The 15721-nt window shown below is 40.0% G+C and carries 22 protein-coding genes; 2 read left to right on the top strand and 20 right to left on the bottom strand.

Translation table 11 applies throughout. From position 1 onward, the window contains the following. Positions 1-10: 10 nt before the first annotated feature. Both FME95_RS05265 and FME95_RS05270 read left to right on the top strand, forming a co-directional pair. A complete protein-coding gene (locus FME95_RS05265; RefSeq protein WP_147713359.1) occupies positions 11-724 on the top strand; it encodes a TSCPD domain-containing protein in 714 nt (237 codons plus the stop codon). A gap of 110 nt (positions 725-834) precedes the next feature. Further along, positions 835-1779: an ATP-grasp fold amidoligase family protein gene (locus FME95_RS05270; protein ID WP_147713360.1), complete on the top strand. Its 945-nt coding sequence runs from the start codon at positions 835-837 to the stop codon at positions 1777-1779. A gap of 189 nt (positions 1780-1968) precedes the next feature. Here the strand turns inward: FME95_RS05270 and FME95_RS05275 are convergent, their stop codons facing one another. The 20 genes from FME95_RS05275 to FME95_RS05370 all read right to left on the bottom strand — a co-directional run bounded on the left by FME95_RS05275 (position 1969) and on the right by FME95_RS05370 (position 15616). Continuing rightward, the gene (locus FME95_RS05275) at positions 1969-2493 is read right to left on the bottom strand and encodes a GrpB family protein (protein WP_246109323.1); all 525 of its coding nucleotides are present in this window, start codon (positions 2491-2493) and stop codon (positions 1969-1971) included. An 85-nt stretch (positions 2494-2578) separates the two neighbouring features. After that, positions 2579-2971: a YunG family protein gene (locus FME95_RS05280; protein ID WP_147713361.1), complete on the bottom strand. Its 393-nt coding sequence runs from the start codon at positions 2969-2971 to the stop codon at positions 2579-2581. Positions 2972-3003: 32 nt separating this feature from the next. After that, on the bottom strand, positions 3004-3303 hold the full coding sequence (locus FME95_RS05285; protein ID WP_147713362.1) for a HigA family addiction module antitoxin: 300 nt from the start codon (positions 3301-3303) through the stop codon (positions 3004-3006). Beyond that, positions 3303-3581, bottom strand: coding sequence for a type II toxin-antitoxin system RelE/ParE family toxin (locus FME95_RS05290; RefSeq protein WP_147713363.1), 279 nt, complete (start codon positions 3579-3581; stop codon positions 3303-3305). The genes FME95_RS05285 and FME95_RS05290 overlap by 1 nt, the downstream gene beginning before the upstream one ends. Before the next feature lie 98 nt (positions 3582-3679). After that, complete coding sequence (locus tag FME95_RS05295; protein ID WP_187265450.1) at positions 3680-5284, bottom strand: amidohydrolase; 1605 nt, start codon at positions 5282-5284, stop codon at positions 3680-3682. Between the two features lie 555 nt (positions 5285-5839). After that, the gene (locus tag FME95_RS05300; protein WP_147713365.1) at positions 5840-6613 is read right to left on the bottom strand and encodes a hypothetical protein; all 774 of its coding nucleotides are present in this window, start codon (positions 6611-6613) and stop codon (positions 5840-5842) included. 12 nt (positions 6614-6625) lie between these two features. Beyond that, positions 6626-7258 (bottom strand): hypothetical protein, encoded by a 633-nt coding sequence (locus FME95_RS05305; protein WP_147713366.1) that lies wholly within the window; start codon positions 7256-7258, stop codon positions 6626-6628. Between the two features lie 181 nt (positions 7259-7439). Beyond that, positions 7440-7754 (bottom strand): SEC-C metal-binding domain-containing protein, encoded by a 315-nt coding sequence (locus FME95_RS13815; RefSeq protein WP_147713367.1) that lies wholly within the window; start codon positions 7752-7754, stop codon positions 7440-7442. A 115-nt stretch (positions 7755-7869) separates the two neighbouring features. Further along, positions 7870-8550: a hypothetical protein gene (locus FME95_RS05315; protein WP_147713368.1), complete on the bottom strand. Its 681-nt coding sequence runs from the start codon at positions 8548-8550 to the stop codon at positions 7870-7872. Next, positions 8550-9617, bottom strand: a complete 1068-nt coding sequence (locus FME95_RS05320) for a ParA family protein (RefSeq protein WP_147713369.1) — start codon at positions 9615-9617, stop codon at positions 8550-8552. Before FME95_RS05320 ends, FME95_RS05315 begins: the two co-directional genes overlap by 1 nt. A gap of 147 nt (positions 9618-9764) precedes the next feature. Then, on the bottom strand, positions 9765-10091 hold the full coding sequence (locus FME95_RS05325; protein WP_147713370.1) for a hypothetical protein: 327 nt from the start codon (positions 10089-10091) through the stop codon (positions 9765-9767). Between the two features lie 100 nt (positions 10092-10191). Next, positions 10192-10584, bottom strand: coding sequence for a hypothetical protein (locus FME95_RS05330; RefSeq protein ID WP_147713371.1), 393 nt, complete (start codon positions 10582-10584; stop codon positions 10192-10194). A 100-nt stretch (positions 10585-10684) separates the two neighbouring features. Further along, a complete protein-coding gene (locus tag FME95_RS05335; protein ID WP_147713372.1) occupies positions 10685-11389 on the bottom strand; it encodes a hypothetical protein in 705 nt (234 codons plus the stop codon). A gap of 72 nt (positions 11390-11461) precedes the next feature. Further along, entirely contained in the window at positions 11462-11905 is a 444-nt protein-coding gene (locus tag FME95_RS05340; protein WP_147713373.1) for a GNAT family N-acetyltransferase, read from the bottom strand. 123 nt (positions 11906-12028) lie between these two features. Further along, positions 12029-12460, bottom strand: a complete 432-nt coding sequence (locus FME95_RS05345; RefSeq protein ID WP_147713374.1) for a hypothetical protein — start codon at positions 12458-12460, stop codon at positions 12029-12031. Between the two features lie 102 nt (positions 12461-12562). Next, entirely contained in the window at positions 12563-12874 is a 312-nt protein-coding gene (locus FME95_RS05350) for a cupin domain-containing protein (protein WP_147713375.1), read from the bottom strand. 169 nt (positions 12875-13043) lie between these two features. Further along, positions 13044-13256 carry a hypothetical protein gene (locus FME95_RS05355; protein WP_147713376.1) on the bottom strand — a complete coding sequence of 71 codons (213 nt, stop codon included), beginning with the start codon at positions 13254-13256 and terminating at the stop codon, positions 13044-13046. 103 nt (positions 13257-13359) lie between these two features. Further along, positions 13360-14103: a KilA-N domain-containing protein gene (locus FME95_RS05360; RefSeq protein WP_147713377.1), complete on the bottom strand. Its 744-nt coding sequence runs from the start codon at positions 14101-14103 to the stop codon at positions 13360-13362. Between the two features lie 135 nt (positions 14104-14238). Next, positions 14239-14571, bottom strand: coding sequence for a DUF6508 domain-containing protein (locus FME95_RS05365; protein WP_147713378.1), 333 nt, complete (start codon positions 14569-14571; stop codon positions 14239-14241). Between the two features lie 547 nt (positions 14572-15118). Continuing rightward, positions 15119-15616 carry a hypothetical protein gene (locus FME95_RS05370; RefSeq protein WP_147713379.1) on the bottom strand — a complete coding sequence of 166 codons (498 nt, stop codon included), beginning with the start codon at positions 15614-15616 and terminating at the stop codon, positions 15119-15121. Positions 15617-15721: the final 105 nt, after the last annotated feature.

Below are 15721 nucleotides of genomic sequence, written 5' to 3' on the forward strand. Positions count from 1 at the left end.
GATTAACCTAATGAAAAAAATTGAAAAGAAAATCGTCGGTTTTGAAGTCATCACCGAAGAGAAAAAAGCGCTTGCAGAAGCCGCCAATACAGAAGCAACCCAAACGGAAAAACCCAGTGCAGACATTATTCAAATGCACGAATCGGTTGAGCGTCCAGATATGCTGATCGGTTCTACTTACAAAATTAAAACGCCGATGTCCGAACACGCCATGTATGTCACCATTAATGACATTCTGCTAAACGAAGGCACCGAGCACGAACAACGCCGTCCATTTGAGATTTTCATCAACTCAAAAAATATGGAACATTATCAGTGGGTGGTTGCACTAACGCTTCTCATCTCTGCGGTATTCCGTAAAGGCGGCGACATTACCTTTATCGTCGACGAACTGCGTGCCGTGTTTGACCCGCAAGGTGGCTACTTCAAACGTGGTGGTAAATTTATGCCATCACTGGTTGCCGAAATTGGCGACGTGGTTGAAAAGCACCTTAAGATGATCGGCATGATCGCGACCGAAGAGCTGGACGAACACCAGAAAAAACTCATCGAACAAAAGCGTGCCGAGTACGAAGCTAAAACTGAAAAATCTGCCAGCGCTAGCGAAGAAGCCAGCGAATTCCCAGCAGATGCTCAGCTTTGTAAAAAATGTAATACCAAAGCTGCCATCATTATGGATGGCTGCCTAACCTGTCTAAACTGCGGCGATTCTAAGTGCGGTTAAGTTGAAACGTTAAATAAGCCAACAGAATGGCAGTTCGTAGTATCGACAACTACTGAACTGCCATTTTTAATTACATAATACATGGCTACTTTTATACTGGAACCTTTTACATGTCGTCCTATAAATACATAGCTCATCGCTTACGGCTAAAAATTGTTAACCTTCTAACACCCCTAGCTTGGAATATACATTACTCACTCGCAGCACTATCTGGATTTTCCTCTTTAAAAAAAAGCACTCATAAAAGACTTGGGTATTCACCAAACCTGCGTCACCCTAAGTCATTCAATGAACGTACTCAGCATAAAAAATTATTTAATAGAGATCCCTTACTGCCAATTGCGTCAGATAAATATAAGGTACGTGAATATGTAATCGACACTCTTGGTGAAGGAGCGGAAGAGTACCTAGTCCCTATGATTGACTCTGCAGTATTACCAGAGAAAATCGACTATAAAAATCTACCTAGTGAATGCGTAATCAAAGCTAACCATGCCGCTGGCACTAACTTAATTCTAAGAGAAGGCCATAACCTAACTGCAGATGACATCATTAAAAAATGCTACCAGTGGTTAAGCAGGCCTTATGGGTTATCTAAGTTTCAATGGGCTTATACAAAAATAAAAAAGCGCATCATAGTAGAAGAATTATTAAAAACTGATACTGGCGATATTCCTGAAGACTATAAATTTCACATTTTGAATGGTAAGTGCATATTCATTCAGGTCGACTACGAGCGCCACGGTGAAAACCGAACTAGAACACACTACGATACTGACTGGAATGTATTGCCATTCTCAATGCAACGCTATGGAAGTAGCCAAGTAACTGACGCTCCTAAAAGGCTCAAAGAAATGATAGAGCTTTCGATTAAGCTAGCAAAACCATTTGAGTATTCGCGCATTGATTGGTATGCAGTTAATGATCGAATTTATCTGGGTGAAATAACCCAGTATCCCGGTGATGGCATATCACCGTTCGAACCGGACAGCGTTGACTTTAAGCTTGGCCAATTATGGGATACTGACACTACGATTCATGACGTCCTATCGTAAAACTCTAGCGACTCTAATTATAAAAAAGCCCCGCCAGTGAATAACTGGCGGGGCTTTTTTATACACTAAAAATAATTTTATTTAATTTTTTTGAAGTGGATGATTATTTTAAACTGGCAAGATTGGCTTCAAACAAAGTTAACAGCTAACCCTGTTGGTCTAACTAATTAAATTACCAACAAAAGTTCGTTAAGAGTATTTCCATAATAAAGCTTTGGCTTCATGCTCTTTAATGAATGCATTTTTTAGGCTCATATAAACCTCAATATCGTTGTTGCACTCTAGAGCTGCTTGTTTTTTTATGCTGCCGTATTCATTCACAATGGTTTTAAACTCTCGTAAATAGTCTCTAAAAGCAATGTGCCTCTTTACTTCTTCAGAGCCTTTAACAAACGCATGAACTTGATGGCTACGTTGTACACCACCCTTTTGAAAATATCTTCGACCCTTTATTCCGAACTCGCCTTTAACAAGATAACCAAGCTCGGTCATATTTTCTGAATCGCTATCGAGCACGGCCAAACTATGAACTTCAATGAGAATATCGATAATAGGTTTTGCCGCCAAACCAATAACCGATGTGCTGCCAATATGGTGAATGGCTACAACATTCGTTTGATTTAGCGCTTTAGCAATATCGCTCGACTCTTTCTGATAATCTGCTTCCCAGCTTTCACTATAATCAGAGACTTCTATTATTCTGTTAGTGATCATGAGTTACTCAACATAAAATAAGACAACGAAAAACCGTCACTGTTAAACACATTAAGAGACATAAGTATTAAGTGGAAGCCGCTACCTAGTAACTTTCTAACTTACTTCTAACCAAACTCGATAATTTCAAATATCGGCCAGCTCCATTTTTTGGTCGTTTAGCAGGGCGATCAAATACTGAAGGTTCTCTTAGTTCTTCGCTTTGCCAAAATTGATCTCCAGTAGCATCAAACTGGGTACCGTCGGGTAACTCATTTGAATAATGAAAACCAATCTGTTCTTCACCGACAAAGACCTTCCAGAGAACTAATTTACCACCGAAATAGTCATTAATGATCAAAGAAGAAATACCACATTGCCCTCGACTTGGGTTCGAGGGTTGCCAATTTTCCGGTTCTTCTGTGCTTTCTAATGACCAAGACTCACGTAAAGCTCTCATCACATCATCAATACTTGGTTTAGAATCTTTTAATTGCATTTGATTACTACCTAACCCTATGCAACAGTTTATTAAGCCTGTGTTACAAAGGCATATGGGCGAACATGCAAAGAGGCTTTATGTTGACGCGCTTGCCAAAGATCAAAAGCATTCTGCAAGCGTAACCAGTGGTCAGCCGTTGGCTTCTTAAAAGCAAGCTCTAACCTTAAGGCCATTTCCGGTGTAATTGAGCCATGACCGTTTAGAACTTTCGATAAGGTTTTGCGACTAATATTCAGATGTTCAGAAACATCGGTAATAGTCGCACCCGTTGGCTCTATAATCAGCTCTTTTAGTATCTCACCCGGATGCGCCGGATTATGCATACTCATTAGTGATAATCCTCATAATTAACAATTTCTGCATCCCTGCCTTTAAACCGAAAAGTAACCCGCCAATTACCACTAACGGATACTGACCAAACACCGTTTCGATTACCTTTTAGCTCATGTAGTCGAAGGCCCGGTAAATCCATATCCATAGGAGTTTCAGCCTGATCTAAGTTGGTAAGAATCAAACGTAAGCGTTTTACATGGTTAGACTGAATACCAGACGTTTTCCCTGACCGATAGAATCGCTCAAGTCCTTTGTGTATAAAGCTAATAATCATAGAACAAGTGTAACCCAAGTGGTTACACTGTCAATAGGAGAGCACAAAAGGCTTAACGCTTATAACAGTTGTGCAGTCTTTTTTCGGGCCAACAATTTTTAATCCATCTCGCCTTGAGTGTAGACAACGTTACCGCCGGTCATCGTCAGTAAGGGGGTTAATTCGGAAATTTTATTTTCCTCAACCGTCAGGTAGTCTTTATCCAACACCACTAAGTCGGCGAGTTTACCGACCTCAAGCGAGCCGATGTGTTGTTCCATAAAAAGTAGCTCGGCGTTGTTTCGTGTGTGTGCTATCAATGCCTGCTCTCGGCTAACGCGTTGGTCTTCGCTCCAGCCTTCTTTATCTGCGACGTTGGTTCCTGCAACCACCCATTCAAGTGTTATGAACGGTTGGTACGGCGCAACGATACCGCCATCAGAGCCTAAACCCCACAGCGCGCCAGATTTTGCAATGCTGCCAATTCGAGGGGCGTCGACTGCAAAAACACTCATGCGGGCTTGGTTGTGTATAGCGAAGGCAATGCCGAGATCCGCCGCTCGTTTGATGTCTTCGTCTCTCATTCCATTGGCATGTGCGAAGGTCCAACGAAGGTCTTTAACGTTCGGAACCTCTGCTGAAATATCTTCCACCAGATCGAGAAACTGCACTGCCATGACTCGGCTCATTACATGTTCATGAACGGGCCAACCATTGCGAGCGGCGGCAAATGAAATCTGCGAGAACGGCGCCCAGACTTCTTCCTTCCAATAGCTCGAGTTGCGCGGGTTATCCGTAACAGGTGAATAGATGTGCTCGCCTAAACCCAGCAAGCCAAATTGTTCATCGTTAGAGCGAGGCACTGTACTTTCAGATTCAAACATCTTTAAAGCACTCGCTGTGGACTCAGCATCACGAGCGTTGTAACGCAATGTGTGGAAAACCCGCAACGGCATATCACCGCTTTTAGCAAAGGCTTCAAGTGGCGCGAGTTCACCTTCAGAAGGTCGGCCCACATCATAAACGGTCGTCAAGCCAACTCGATTCAGCTCTTCCATGTATGTACGGATTGCGCTCTCATCAGAGCTCTTGTTTCGCCAGCTAACGAGATTAATAAACTCACCAACATTGTCGCGCCCTTGCACTCGAGCCTGACCGCTGCTCTCCACATTCGCCAGCTCAAGCGCCTTACTATTGGCAAAGCCTTCTGAATAGCCAATCATCAAGAACAGCGGATTATCCGGCGCGATGTCGTCGAGTTCTTGTAGGCTAAACCGATCACTGTTATCGAGAAACTGATTATAGCTCCAGCCACCCATAACCGTGATCCACTTACCCGGCTCCAATTGCTTTGCCTTATCGCGGATTTTATTCATCGCCTCTGTGCGTGATTCTATGCCATCGAGCCGAACTTCCATCTGAAAGTTCCAGACGCCTCGAATAAAATGCAGGTGATTATCGATAAGCCCCGGAATAACCGTTTTACCATTAAGGTCAATGAGCTTTGTCTGCGTGCCAATCAACGCGTTGGTCTCGGCGTTGCTGCCCACTGCCACTATTCGCCCGTCGCGGATAGCCAAACTCTGAACAATGCTAAAATCATCATCAACCGTTAAAATTTTCCCATTGATAAGCAGAGTATCGGCACTTTGTGCAACCTCACTGTGAGCACTGACACTCACTAACATTAGGAGCAATAAGGTAACCACGTTTGTTTTTTTCATTTTATAATTTCCTATTACTGAACAAAGGAAGGCTATAACAGCGGTACAAAAAGTAGCAACGGCCCTCATCGAATAACTCTAGCCTTTGGGCGCTGTAATTGCAGCACGAACTTGGCGCAAAATATCGTAAAATAGCAACGATTTTTTAGAATTAGAGTTACTCAATGTTAGATTCAGCCGAATACAACCCGCGCTGAGTATGAAAAATACGACCACCACTTAAAGATGGTTATTATCGACGAAAAAATCTGATTACAGAATCTGGGTTAACTAGCAGTTAACTAAGACACCCACTTTAGCAGTTATAAAACAAACCTTACCTAAGTTCGGCTACCAAAGACTGCCAAACGTCGGTGATTTACTCACCTAAAAAGATAATCTTAGAAATTAAAATTATTCAGCAAGGATGATACTTTGCTGTGGCTGAAATATACCTTTTCGATAATTCAGTTCATATTCACTCAGATAAACCATGCACTCGATTATGAAATCGATTCTTTTCTAAATTAGCTAGGCTATTTCTTTAAAGTGGGTGTCTTAGTTTGTTGTTACAATTCATTGATACTTTTTGTTGATGAACCATCTATCATTTTCATCTTTGACAAAGAAGTCTGATTTATATGAATCAAGTAGGTTTTTTTTTAATTCCCTTTTATAAAAAGACATGTATTTTTTGAAAACTGGGAAGGAATGAAGTAGCAATTTAATCACATCAACCCTAGCTATTTCGTAGCCATATAGACTCTTTATATTCATCATATCTAACCATATTTCATAAGAATAGAACTCTTTTATAGGTGAAATATATTCTTTGTTAACACTCAAAAATGAGGGGGTAATACTTTGCGATTCTCGAAGGAAAGGGGCTGTTGTGAAAGAGCGAGTTGATACTATCCTGAACTTACTTTTATTGCCTAGTGAATAATCTGAACTATCACTATCTAGTGCAAAGTTAACATTCGGGTAAACACTAAGAACTAAATCATACAGGACAATAGGATACCCATGCACTGCTGCGTTTCTGAGCTTCTTCAATGCGGCTGTATATACGTTCCAACCCTGAAACTTAGACGCTTCCCACTTTAACCCAGTCATGGCACTAAACTCGCTTCGCATAGTTTCAGTTAACTGCTGACTTTTGAGCACGTACAACTCAAAGGATGCTCGAAAAGCGACTCGGTCTCTTCTTATATTGTTCAACTCTGTGTATAACCGAGATAAATCCCGATATACAACCTCACTTTTAATGCTTGGCTCTAATGTCAAAGCGATAGACTCCTGATGTAAACATAACGCCAACAGCAAGCGCGCTGCTTTTTTGCGTCGCATTGACTGTTTTTGTTATGTCTTTTCATGAACCCGAAGCTCACGTTTGGATATCCTCATTGCGTTAAATCTATGATTATCATCCTTCAGACAATCTATTGGATGAATCGCCATAGGAGTGCCCTGCATTAGCCTGTCGCCAATTGATTCTTTTGCTGGTTTAGATAATGAGTCCCACCACGAAGGTAAGGCCCAAGTATTTTCACTAAAAGAGTAACAAAATCTTACAATTGCATCAGACACTTGGTCATCACTTAATGCCAAAAGAGAATCTATAAACTTGCTGCAATACCCATCATGATCAGTAAGCCAGGAAAAAACAAAACACCCTTTCCCTTCGTAGCTTATACAGTTGAAAAATATGTAGCTATATACCTCGTCTTGGAGGCCTAGTTTTTGAAGAGCGTTACCATGGAAATCCATCTCAGGAACTACCATTGCGCTAACTAAGATTTTAGGGGTTTCGCTTAGCTCAAAAACACAATGTTTAATTTTAGAATAGTCAGATTCAGTAAGAATGGTGTCCATCTCAGACTTAAGATACCTCAGGTCTCGCAACGCAAGATCCACTCCCATTCCGAATGCATTTGCTTGTCCTTGAATATGCTGCTGCATCATTTCATCTTGGCCTCGGTCGGCCTCACGCATGAGCTCAGCAGTACCTTTATTTTGCTCCTTGTGATAGAGCTCACGACACATCCCTCTATACGCCAACAAAAATAGCTGTTTGTCATCTAGGGTTATAGCTTCATCTTCAATAGGTGAGAAAATTTCTTTGTCATGAACGGAACAAAAACCCGTAAATGTAGAAGCTTTCTTTATGCCAACTCTATTCTAGTTCTAGCTTTCCATTACTTTTAATTAAACCAGACAAACTCGGCTTTGCACCCATTACGTGGCCATTTTCAGATATCTCTTTCAGAGATCCGCTTTTAGAGATGGTATGTGCATTAATTATTTTTTTTGAACAGTCATCTGGGTACAAGTTATTAACACTGCAAACCTTCTTTGACTTTTGGTTCTTGGCGTAATCTTCTAGCTCTCTGCGCGTTAGTGAATCCTGTTCCTCTCGGATTAAGTGACATTTTTTATACTTTTTCCCCGAACCACACCAGCATGGTTTGTTTCTGTCATTACTACCCATTATCGATGACTACTCCTAAGACATAACGCCGCGTTAAGCGGCACAAAAAGCTTGGCTATAATTGGCGACGAAGGAGTACAAGCCAAGCTTATTGTGTCCGCCCTTAAACGCATTGTTATGCGCGACATAAGCTAAATCGGTGAGATTCTCTAATTTTATTTTCTGGATATTTATTGTTGAAATAGTCAATTAGCCAAATCTGTTTGGCACGAATTGAAGGGTGTTCACTCAGTTTTTCAGGCAAAACATTTTCTAGCACTACTAGATTGCCAGCTGCTGATTCCCCATTTAAATAACCAAGAAAGAATAGCCCATCATTTTCCTCTAGGATTAATTCGCTATTTACATTTCCAGTACTCCCAAATACCAATTCAATAAGTGCTTTGGATATAACTACTCTAGGGTTTAGAGCTAATTTTGATTCGATGTTATATGCATCGATTAACCCATGACTAAATAAAAAATCTTCTGTAGAAAAATGCTTACCGTAAGAAATACCGCCACGACAAAGAATACCAGAACAAAGTAAATCATATTGAAAATCAGAAATAATCTTACATATTGAGCTGAAATTATCGGCACTATATGGAACCGAAAGAACTACAGAATCAGAAAACTGAGTCAAGGACATGCCAGGTAGACTGGCCGATATTTCTTTTGTTTTCGTATGGATATCAAAAAGTTTTGAAATATACTTTTGCTCACCATCTGGTTTTTCACAATCATGTGAAACCATTGAACTAAAACCTAATAAGTCGATAAATGCGACAATGTGTGTTTTTAAACTTAAGCTCATTAATCCAATTCCATAAGACGCGTTTCTAACTCTGCAATACATTCCTTATAATCTGCCATACGCTCTTGTGCTCCCGTCCAAGCAGCACCTGTCCACGCCCTATTATTAGCATCCATAACTCTAGTATCATCCTGACTCAAGGCAAACATAGCTTTGCCATGTTCCTGCATTATTGGAGCAAGACCTTCAAAGTCTCTAATTTTTGATACAACAATTTCCTCACCAGTTAACCCTAATGTAAGGTCATAGTCCCCATGATTAAATTTTGAAATAATTGGATATAGTGATTGTTCAATTTTTCTTGGAATTCTTTCCATCCACATTCGATATGTAGGCTTAGGCTGTCCGCCCCTGATTTTAAAGCTTTGTAAAATAACACCTAAAAATTTTGGCAGCCCGTGTTGTATTGGTAGCCCTATTTCTTCAAAATCGCTTCTTATTTGCTGATGGTCTTTTATCCATTTACCAATGATAGTCGATAAAGTACCAATAGCTTGTACATTAAATCGGTCAGGACAAGTAGGTACAAAGTAAGCGTCACACGATAGGAAACATGCCCGAGTTAGCGCTCCAGAACTAGGCCCTACATCAATCAAGATATAATCAATATTATTTTCATCACCATATCTTCTTAATAAATCAGCTATGGCAACATACGTTCTTTTTTCATGAGTTTTGTTTGAAAATCGTTGTATATGAGATTCAGCTAAAGAGTCTTCAATAGAACTCAAATTCACATCCCCTTTCAATAACATTAGATTTTCGTCAATCGATATTGTTTCTACCGATTCTAAAGGAATTTCCGCTACCTCACCTTCTATTCTAGGTTTTAACAGCTCTAACAAACTAGTCCCTTGAATATCGTTTTCTTGATGAGTCTCAAGCTCAAGTTCATCTAATCGAGCTATCTGTGGAGAAAGCATTAACTCAGTTAAGTTACACTGTGGATCAGCATCAACAGCAAGCACTCTTTTGCCATTTGTCGAAAGCAACTTAGCAAGATTAAAACATGTAGTTGTTTTAGATACGCCACCTTTATGATTATATAAAGTAATTATTTTTGTCATTTTTATTCCTTAATAATGAAATTCAACCAAATTTCGACGTGCACATAACGCCCGTATAAGCTGCGGAGCATGCTGGACGCTTTTTTGAGTCATTCTCTTTTAAGCAAAAAAATCGGACAACTTGAACCGTCAGATTTGATGCGTTTGTTATGTATCTTTCCTAAATAACCGCCGGCACAATGCATTAAGGTTAACCCCTAAACCCATAAAATTTGGTTTCAATTCAATGACATCTTCCTTTAGAGCTATTGTGTTTTTACCACTCTTAGCATTAAGCCATTCACGCCCTAGCATGTTTATTCTGACATCGTTGAATCCAATATTTCCGCTCAAGTGCTTTGAAACAACCGCATCAAATAAGTTTTGGTCATACAACTCTTTTGCACATGAAAGATCTACGCCATATGAATCGTCAAGGTGCCGAATAAACCCATTATCTCTGATGAGTTCCAAGATTTTTATATGTTCTTCCATAGCTCACCCTGATACATAACGCCGTAATAACCGAGCGGAGCATTGCGTGGTAAAGTGAGCGAAGCGAACCACGCAATGCGGAGTCCGGTTGATTACTTTGTTAACTGCTGATCTTGGACGCATTTTTAACTTCCAAAACAAATGAATTTGCAGTTATAAACCACTCGTACCACGGTACGGTTTGTTTAAACCCATCAAATGAAAACACACCCTCTACGAAATGGGCATGCATGATTTCATCTAGCGGGAAATCTGGCTCAGGATGTTCCTTTGCAGCCTTGTCATAATCCCAAAACGTAGCTCGTTCTTTAGTTACGCCGAGAATCTTTAGTGTTGCTTCTTCAATATTCCAATCATAACCTTCAGAGTTCGGGTGCTCTTTGCTAATAAAGGCACCATTGATCTCTAAGATGATAGATCCCAATTGACGCTCAATTTTTTCAATTGATGCGTCATGAAATCCTAGTTTGTCAAAATCGGTGGTTATTTTCATCGTGCAGTTAACGCCAAGCGTTGCGGCGAGCTTGCGAGTCCGAGGCCAGCCCGAGTTTACGAGGGGGGTTCGGGCCTGTACAACCGCGCCTTGTTATAATTTAAAGACCAATAGCTATCAGTAAAACTTTCCCTAACTCCGAGATTTTATACTGGTCAATTTCAGCTAGTCCGGTCTCTGGGTCTATATAATCCTGAATGATATCAGGGTCATCTTCTGGCTGTAATTTATGAACGGGAAAAATCAGCTTGTAACTTTCTAAAGCATTTATATGAGCACTCCAGGTCGCCTGGCCTAATTCATATTTATAGCGCTCTCTATCTGTATAGTTCCTTACAGTACCGATTGTTTCCTGCCTTATATAATTATCATTTCGTGTCCCATGGTATCCAATGTCTCGAAATGACATCAATATCTCAATATCCTTGTCAGTGAGTGCTTCCAATGTGTTCAAAAGTTTTTTCTTAACACTGAAGTCGCTTTGATCAATGTCTTTATTTAGTGAAAGAAATGTCACTAAATATTCATTACGTTTATTGGTAAGAGATTTAATTGATTGCTGTATTGAATCTTCTAGTAAATCTATAAAGTACTGATTATTTTTTAAGGTTTCCAGCTCGGAATTCTCAATCCTTTGTTCAAGCTGACGAATAAAGTCTGTTACTCTGTCAAGCCTTTGATTGGGTATAGTCATTGATAGAAGCTCATTCAATACAGTGCCTGCAACAGGAATTGCTCCAACTACTGACCTAGAAACGGCTAGTCCAATATCAAGTTTATTGGTTTTCAGTTTATCTGATGACATAGCTACCAATACCTTAAGTTATAACGCTTGCAGCAGTTGCGCGGTCTTTTTCGCGTCGACTGCCTGTGATTGTTAGTGTGATTTTGGCTTGCGCTCCATAAAATAGTGAATATCACTCTCTGAAGTCACTTCAAAACCGTTTCTTTTATACAGTGCACCAACAGGGTTCCATTTTAAATACTCTAGAACAACAACTCGTGTATTTTTGTCACATTCAGATAAGAAATTCTTCAATATATATGAGCCAATACCTTTATTACGATATTTAGTCATCAAATAAAACTCACCAAATCTTACATAGTTTTCTAAGTGATGTACTGATACCGTACCAATAGGTTCACCATTGTAATACACTATAAACCAAGGCTTTTCAATGTATCGTTGCTCGTGAACACTTCTCTGAAAGGCTTCATCCCAGCCCCATTTAGACTTAATATGCTCTCCCATTGCTTGACGTTTTACTTCAAAAGCGAAATCAATATCAATCTCTAACGCTGGCACTAGTTCAATATTCATTTTTCACACTAACGCCCGCATAAGCTGCGGAGCATGTTGGACGATTTTTTTTGCGCCGTTTTCTTTTAAGCAAAAAAACCGACAATATGAGCCGTCAGGTTTGATGCGTTTGTTATGTGAGATTTAAAACAACAACTTATAATATTCGTCATTGACTCCAACGCAATAACCTTTCCTTTTAACTTCAGTGCATGCGGTGTATTCATAATCACAGGTCAACTCAACCCCCTCCGCATTCTTTAAAACCACCTTGCCTTCAGTCTTTGCGTCATACAGTGAACCATTAGAGTTAAAATATAATAAAAAATTGAGAGTTCCCTGTGAACAGTGATATTTATTTTCTTCGATATATGTAGAGTACTTCCCAGTCCATTCATCACCCTCGAAATTTACCTTCAACCTTCCGGATTCAAATTTTTTTAGAGGCGTATCTAAACTCCATAGCGGCAAAGTAACTATTATAGGGCTTTCAGGTTTTCCTTGTATGCGCTCTAATCTACCCTCGGTAGAGCAAATTATTCCTATCGTCAGAATACAAATACTTAGAGCTTTCATATTAACTCACATAACGTCCGCTTAAGCGGACTAAAATTGCTGGCTAAACTTGTTGAGGAACGAAACAAAGCCAGCTGTTTTAGTTCCGTTTTGAAGCGCTTGTTATACGCTGCCTTCTGATTCTACTACTAAGATTCTTGCTTCACCGCGAGGATGTGCAACGTGCTCAGTTCCAATAGAAGCATAAAATATATCACCAGTTTCAAGCACGGCTGATTGCTCAATTCCATTTTCTTTAAATAACATTTCAACAACGCCATCTAAAACAACAAAAACTTCTTCGCCATCGTTTACATGCCACTTATAAGGCTGATCTGTCCAATGCAAGCGAGTAGTAATGCCATTCATATTTACAATGTCTTTTGCTCCCCAAGCGCGTTCAGATTTAAAGGCTTTACTTCTAATTATTTCCATAGTGCTTCCAATTTATGAATAGCGTATAACGCCCGCATAAGCTGCGGAGCATGTTGGACGCTTTTTTGCGTCATTTTCTTTTAAGCAAAAAATCGGACAATATATAACGTCAGATTTAATGCGCTTGTTATGTGTAATTAGATAAACAGTAGATAGCTAATTACAATATTCATTCTTCCAGCTCAACAACCATTTCCCAACCTCTGAGTGTGATACTTTTAGTTTTATCTGTATCTTTCTCAGGATGTTCTTTAATGAAAAACTGACTAGGGTTAATAGATAGAATCTTTGCTCCTTTTTCAATTTTTTCATTTACTTCATCAGAGCCGTAAAACTTTAAACCTTCATTAGTTACGTTTAAGCCTATCTTAATTTCAATCATGTTCTCAGGTCACCTTGTTGACACATAACGCTCGGCTCATCGGCGAGCGAGGCGAGTCCGGTAAAGGCCGAAGGCCGGAACGAAATGCAGCCGCTTGTTAGCTTCATGATTGGTTAGGAAGTAATATTTGGCCAACATATTCAAGTGCTGCCGGCGCCCGCTGACCAAAATATTCAGGAGCTTTTTGCGGCAACCATACTGTATGAAAATGGTTTTTGAAATCTTCCATATATTCCATTGGGTAAAGTCTTGCTGGAAATACCCGGCCATCAGGAAACTCATGATCATAGCTTGGGAAATTTTTAGGCTCTATTCCTCTATTTTTTCTGAGCCAGTTGCAAAACATTTTACCTTCAGACGCATCAGGAAGAAGGTTTGCGGGCATAGTAAAACCAGCACTTTCCAGTGGGGCTACAAGGTTAAAAATCAACTCGTTTAACATTGAAAAATGTGTATGAGGAACTTTGTTTCTGTTAATCATGTACCTTTCGATATGGACAGGCATGACTGGCTTGGCTTTTCCATTCTGCCATTCGTATACCCACTGCGAAACTTTTACGGAAAACTTAACAGAAAGCCATTGACCAAGATTTATTGCTAGATATGGATGAACCCAAGTTCCCTGTGCGTTTCCACCTTGAATAATATGTATTAATTGTTCTTTTGGGAGTTGTGTCTGCTGGCTTAGTTCAGCAATAAACTCTTGAGTTGACTTTAGCGCGTGATAATCAGAGAACCGCTTCCCAACAGATTTACATAATGCTGTTGCACTAATATAACCATCACCAACCCTTTGAGGAATAATTTCGCCTTCCTCAACTCTAGGAATTAAAGCCTTTTGATCCATTTTTTATACTCCATATTCGATATTTGGGAGAAGCTAACGCCGCCAGCAACTGGCGGTGAGCTTGTGGATTTTTTTGCGGCTTCTTCTTTATTGCAAAAAAAGCTGCAAGTTTAGCGGTCAGATTGACTGGCCTTGTTATACGTTGTCAGCCGACAATTCTATGGCTTTTCTTACTGCGTTTTGCAAATTTTTATTTTCTAGCTGAGTTTTCCATCCGCCAGTAATAAACCTCTCACTCCGAACAATCCAAGTAATTACACAACTTAATTGTTCCAAGCTTGAGCTATCGATATTTGAAATTACATCTTTAAAATTATGTTTGCGATAATCACTAACAATAAAATTTGATTTACCCAATACGTTCATTAATTCAATAATTGTTTGGGGGTATTCTGGATGATGTCCTTCCCATGTGATTTTTACAATGTCATTTTCTGCCAAAGCAAGTATATCTATTAATTCATTCATATTATTAATTCACGTACATTTTTGACGTATAACAGTTTATTCTGCCGCTTAAGCGGCATTGTATGGAGCGGTTTTTTACGGTTACTTAAATCGACCGAATCCGCTGAATAGCCCTAATATGCTATCTCTTAGACTAGCATGTCAATTTGAGTCTCCAGAAAAAGCCGCGTGCGCGGTTATTTCCTTGTTATTGCCGCGCCGCTAGGCCTTTAAACATCGGGGGTTTAGTTTTTCTGTTGATATTTAAAATGCACTATTTGCTGTGCTTTCCATGTTTTACGGCGCAAGCGGCATTGTATGGGTATTCTCGGGGTTTTGCCGCGTGAGTTAAGGGTTCTCTATTAGCGCACGTTCCCCAGACAAAGAAAGCTGATGTTCAGGTATTGTGGTTATTAGCTTAACTAGAGCGGCTTAACCACTCAGCAATTTAAACCAAGCAATAAAAAAGCCCCACCAGCGATTAGCTGACGGGGCTTTTAAATAATTAACTTAACTATTTAACTTAACTACTTAGCTGAATAGTTAACTTAAACAGGTAACGAGAGGTTTAGTATTTACCTAGCTCGACTACAGTTTCTGCTAGCACTTTGTCACCCTGTAGGCTTTTAACGGTGACGTAGTAGGCGTGGTCGTTACCGCCAGAACAAGGTGGCATGTAGGCACCTTCTTTATCCCAACCTGGTCCTCGGTGAGCTTCAACCATTGTGAAGCCTTTTGGTAACTCGTAAGAGTGGCCTGGCACTGAAGGAACGGTAACTTTTTTTGCATTGGCTTTAAGCGCAAATTGCATGCGGCCATGGCCACCATTGTTCATACGCTCTGAATCACGGTCGCTGTATTCAAGCAATAGGCTGTCGGAACCTTTAGGAATACCTTTGATTTTAAGCTTTGGCGTCATCGGTGAGTCGCCCCCAAATTTTTGGCATTGCTGACCTTCTGGCACCATCATGCCGTCCCATGCTTTGTCTGCAACTTTGACTTCTAACGCTAATGCGCTGCCAGAAAACAACATCGCTAAAACGGTTAACAATAACTTATTTTTCATAATCATCGCCTTTTATTAAATTGTATAAACTTGCTTAGCTAAACACATAAAAACCACGGTAAGACAACATTAACGGCTTTAAGTTGCAACGATTAATGCAAAAGA

It is taken from the genome of Reinekea thalattae (assembly GCF_008041945.1).
Lineage (GTDB): Bacteria > Pseudomonadota > Gammaproteobacteria > Pseudomonadales > Natronospirillaceae > Reinekea > Reinekea thalattae.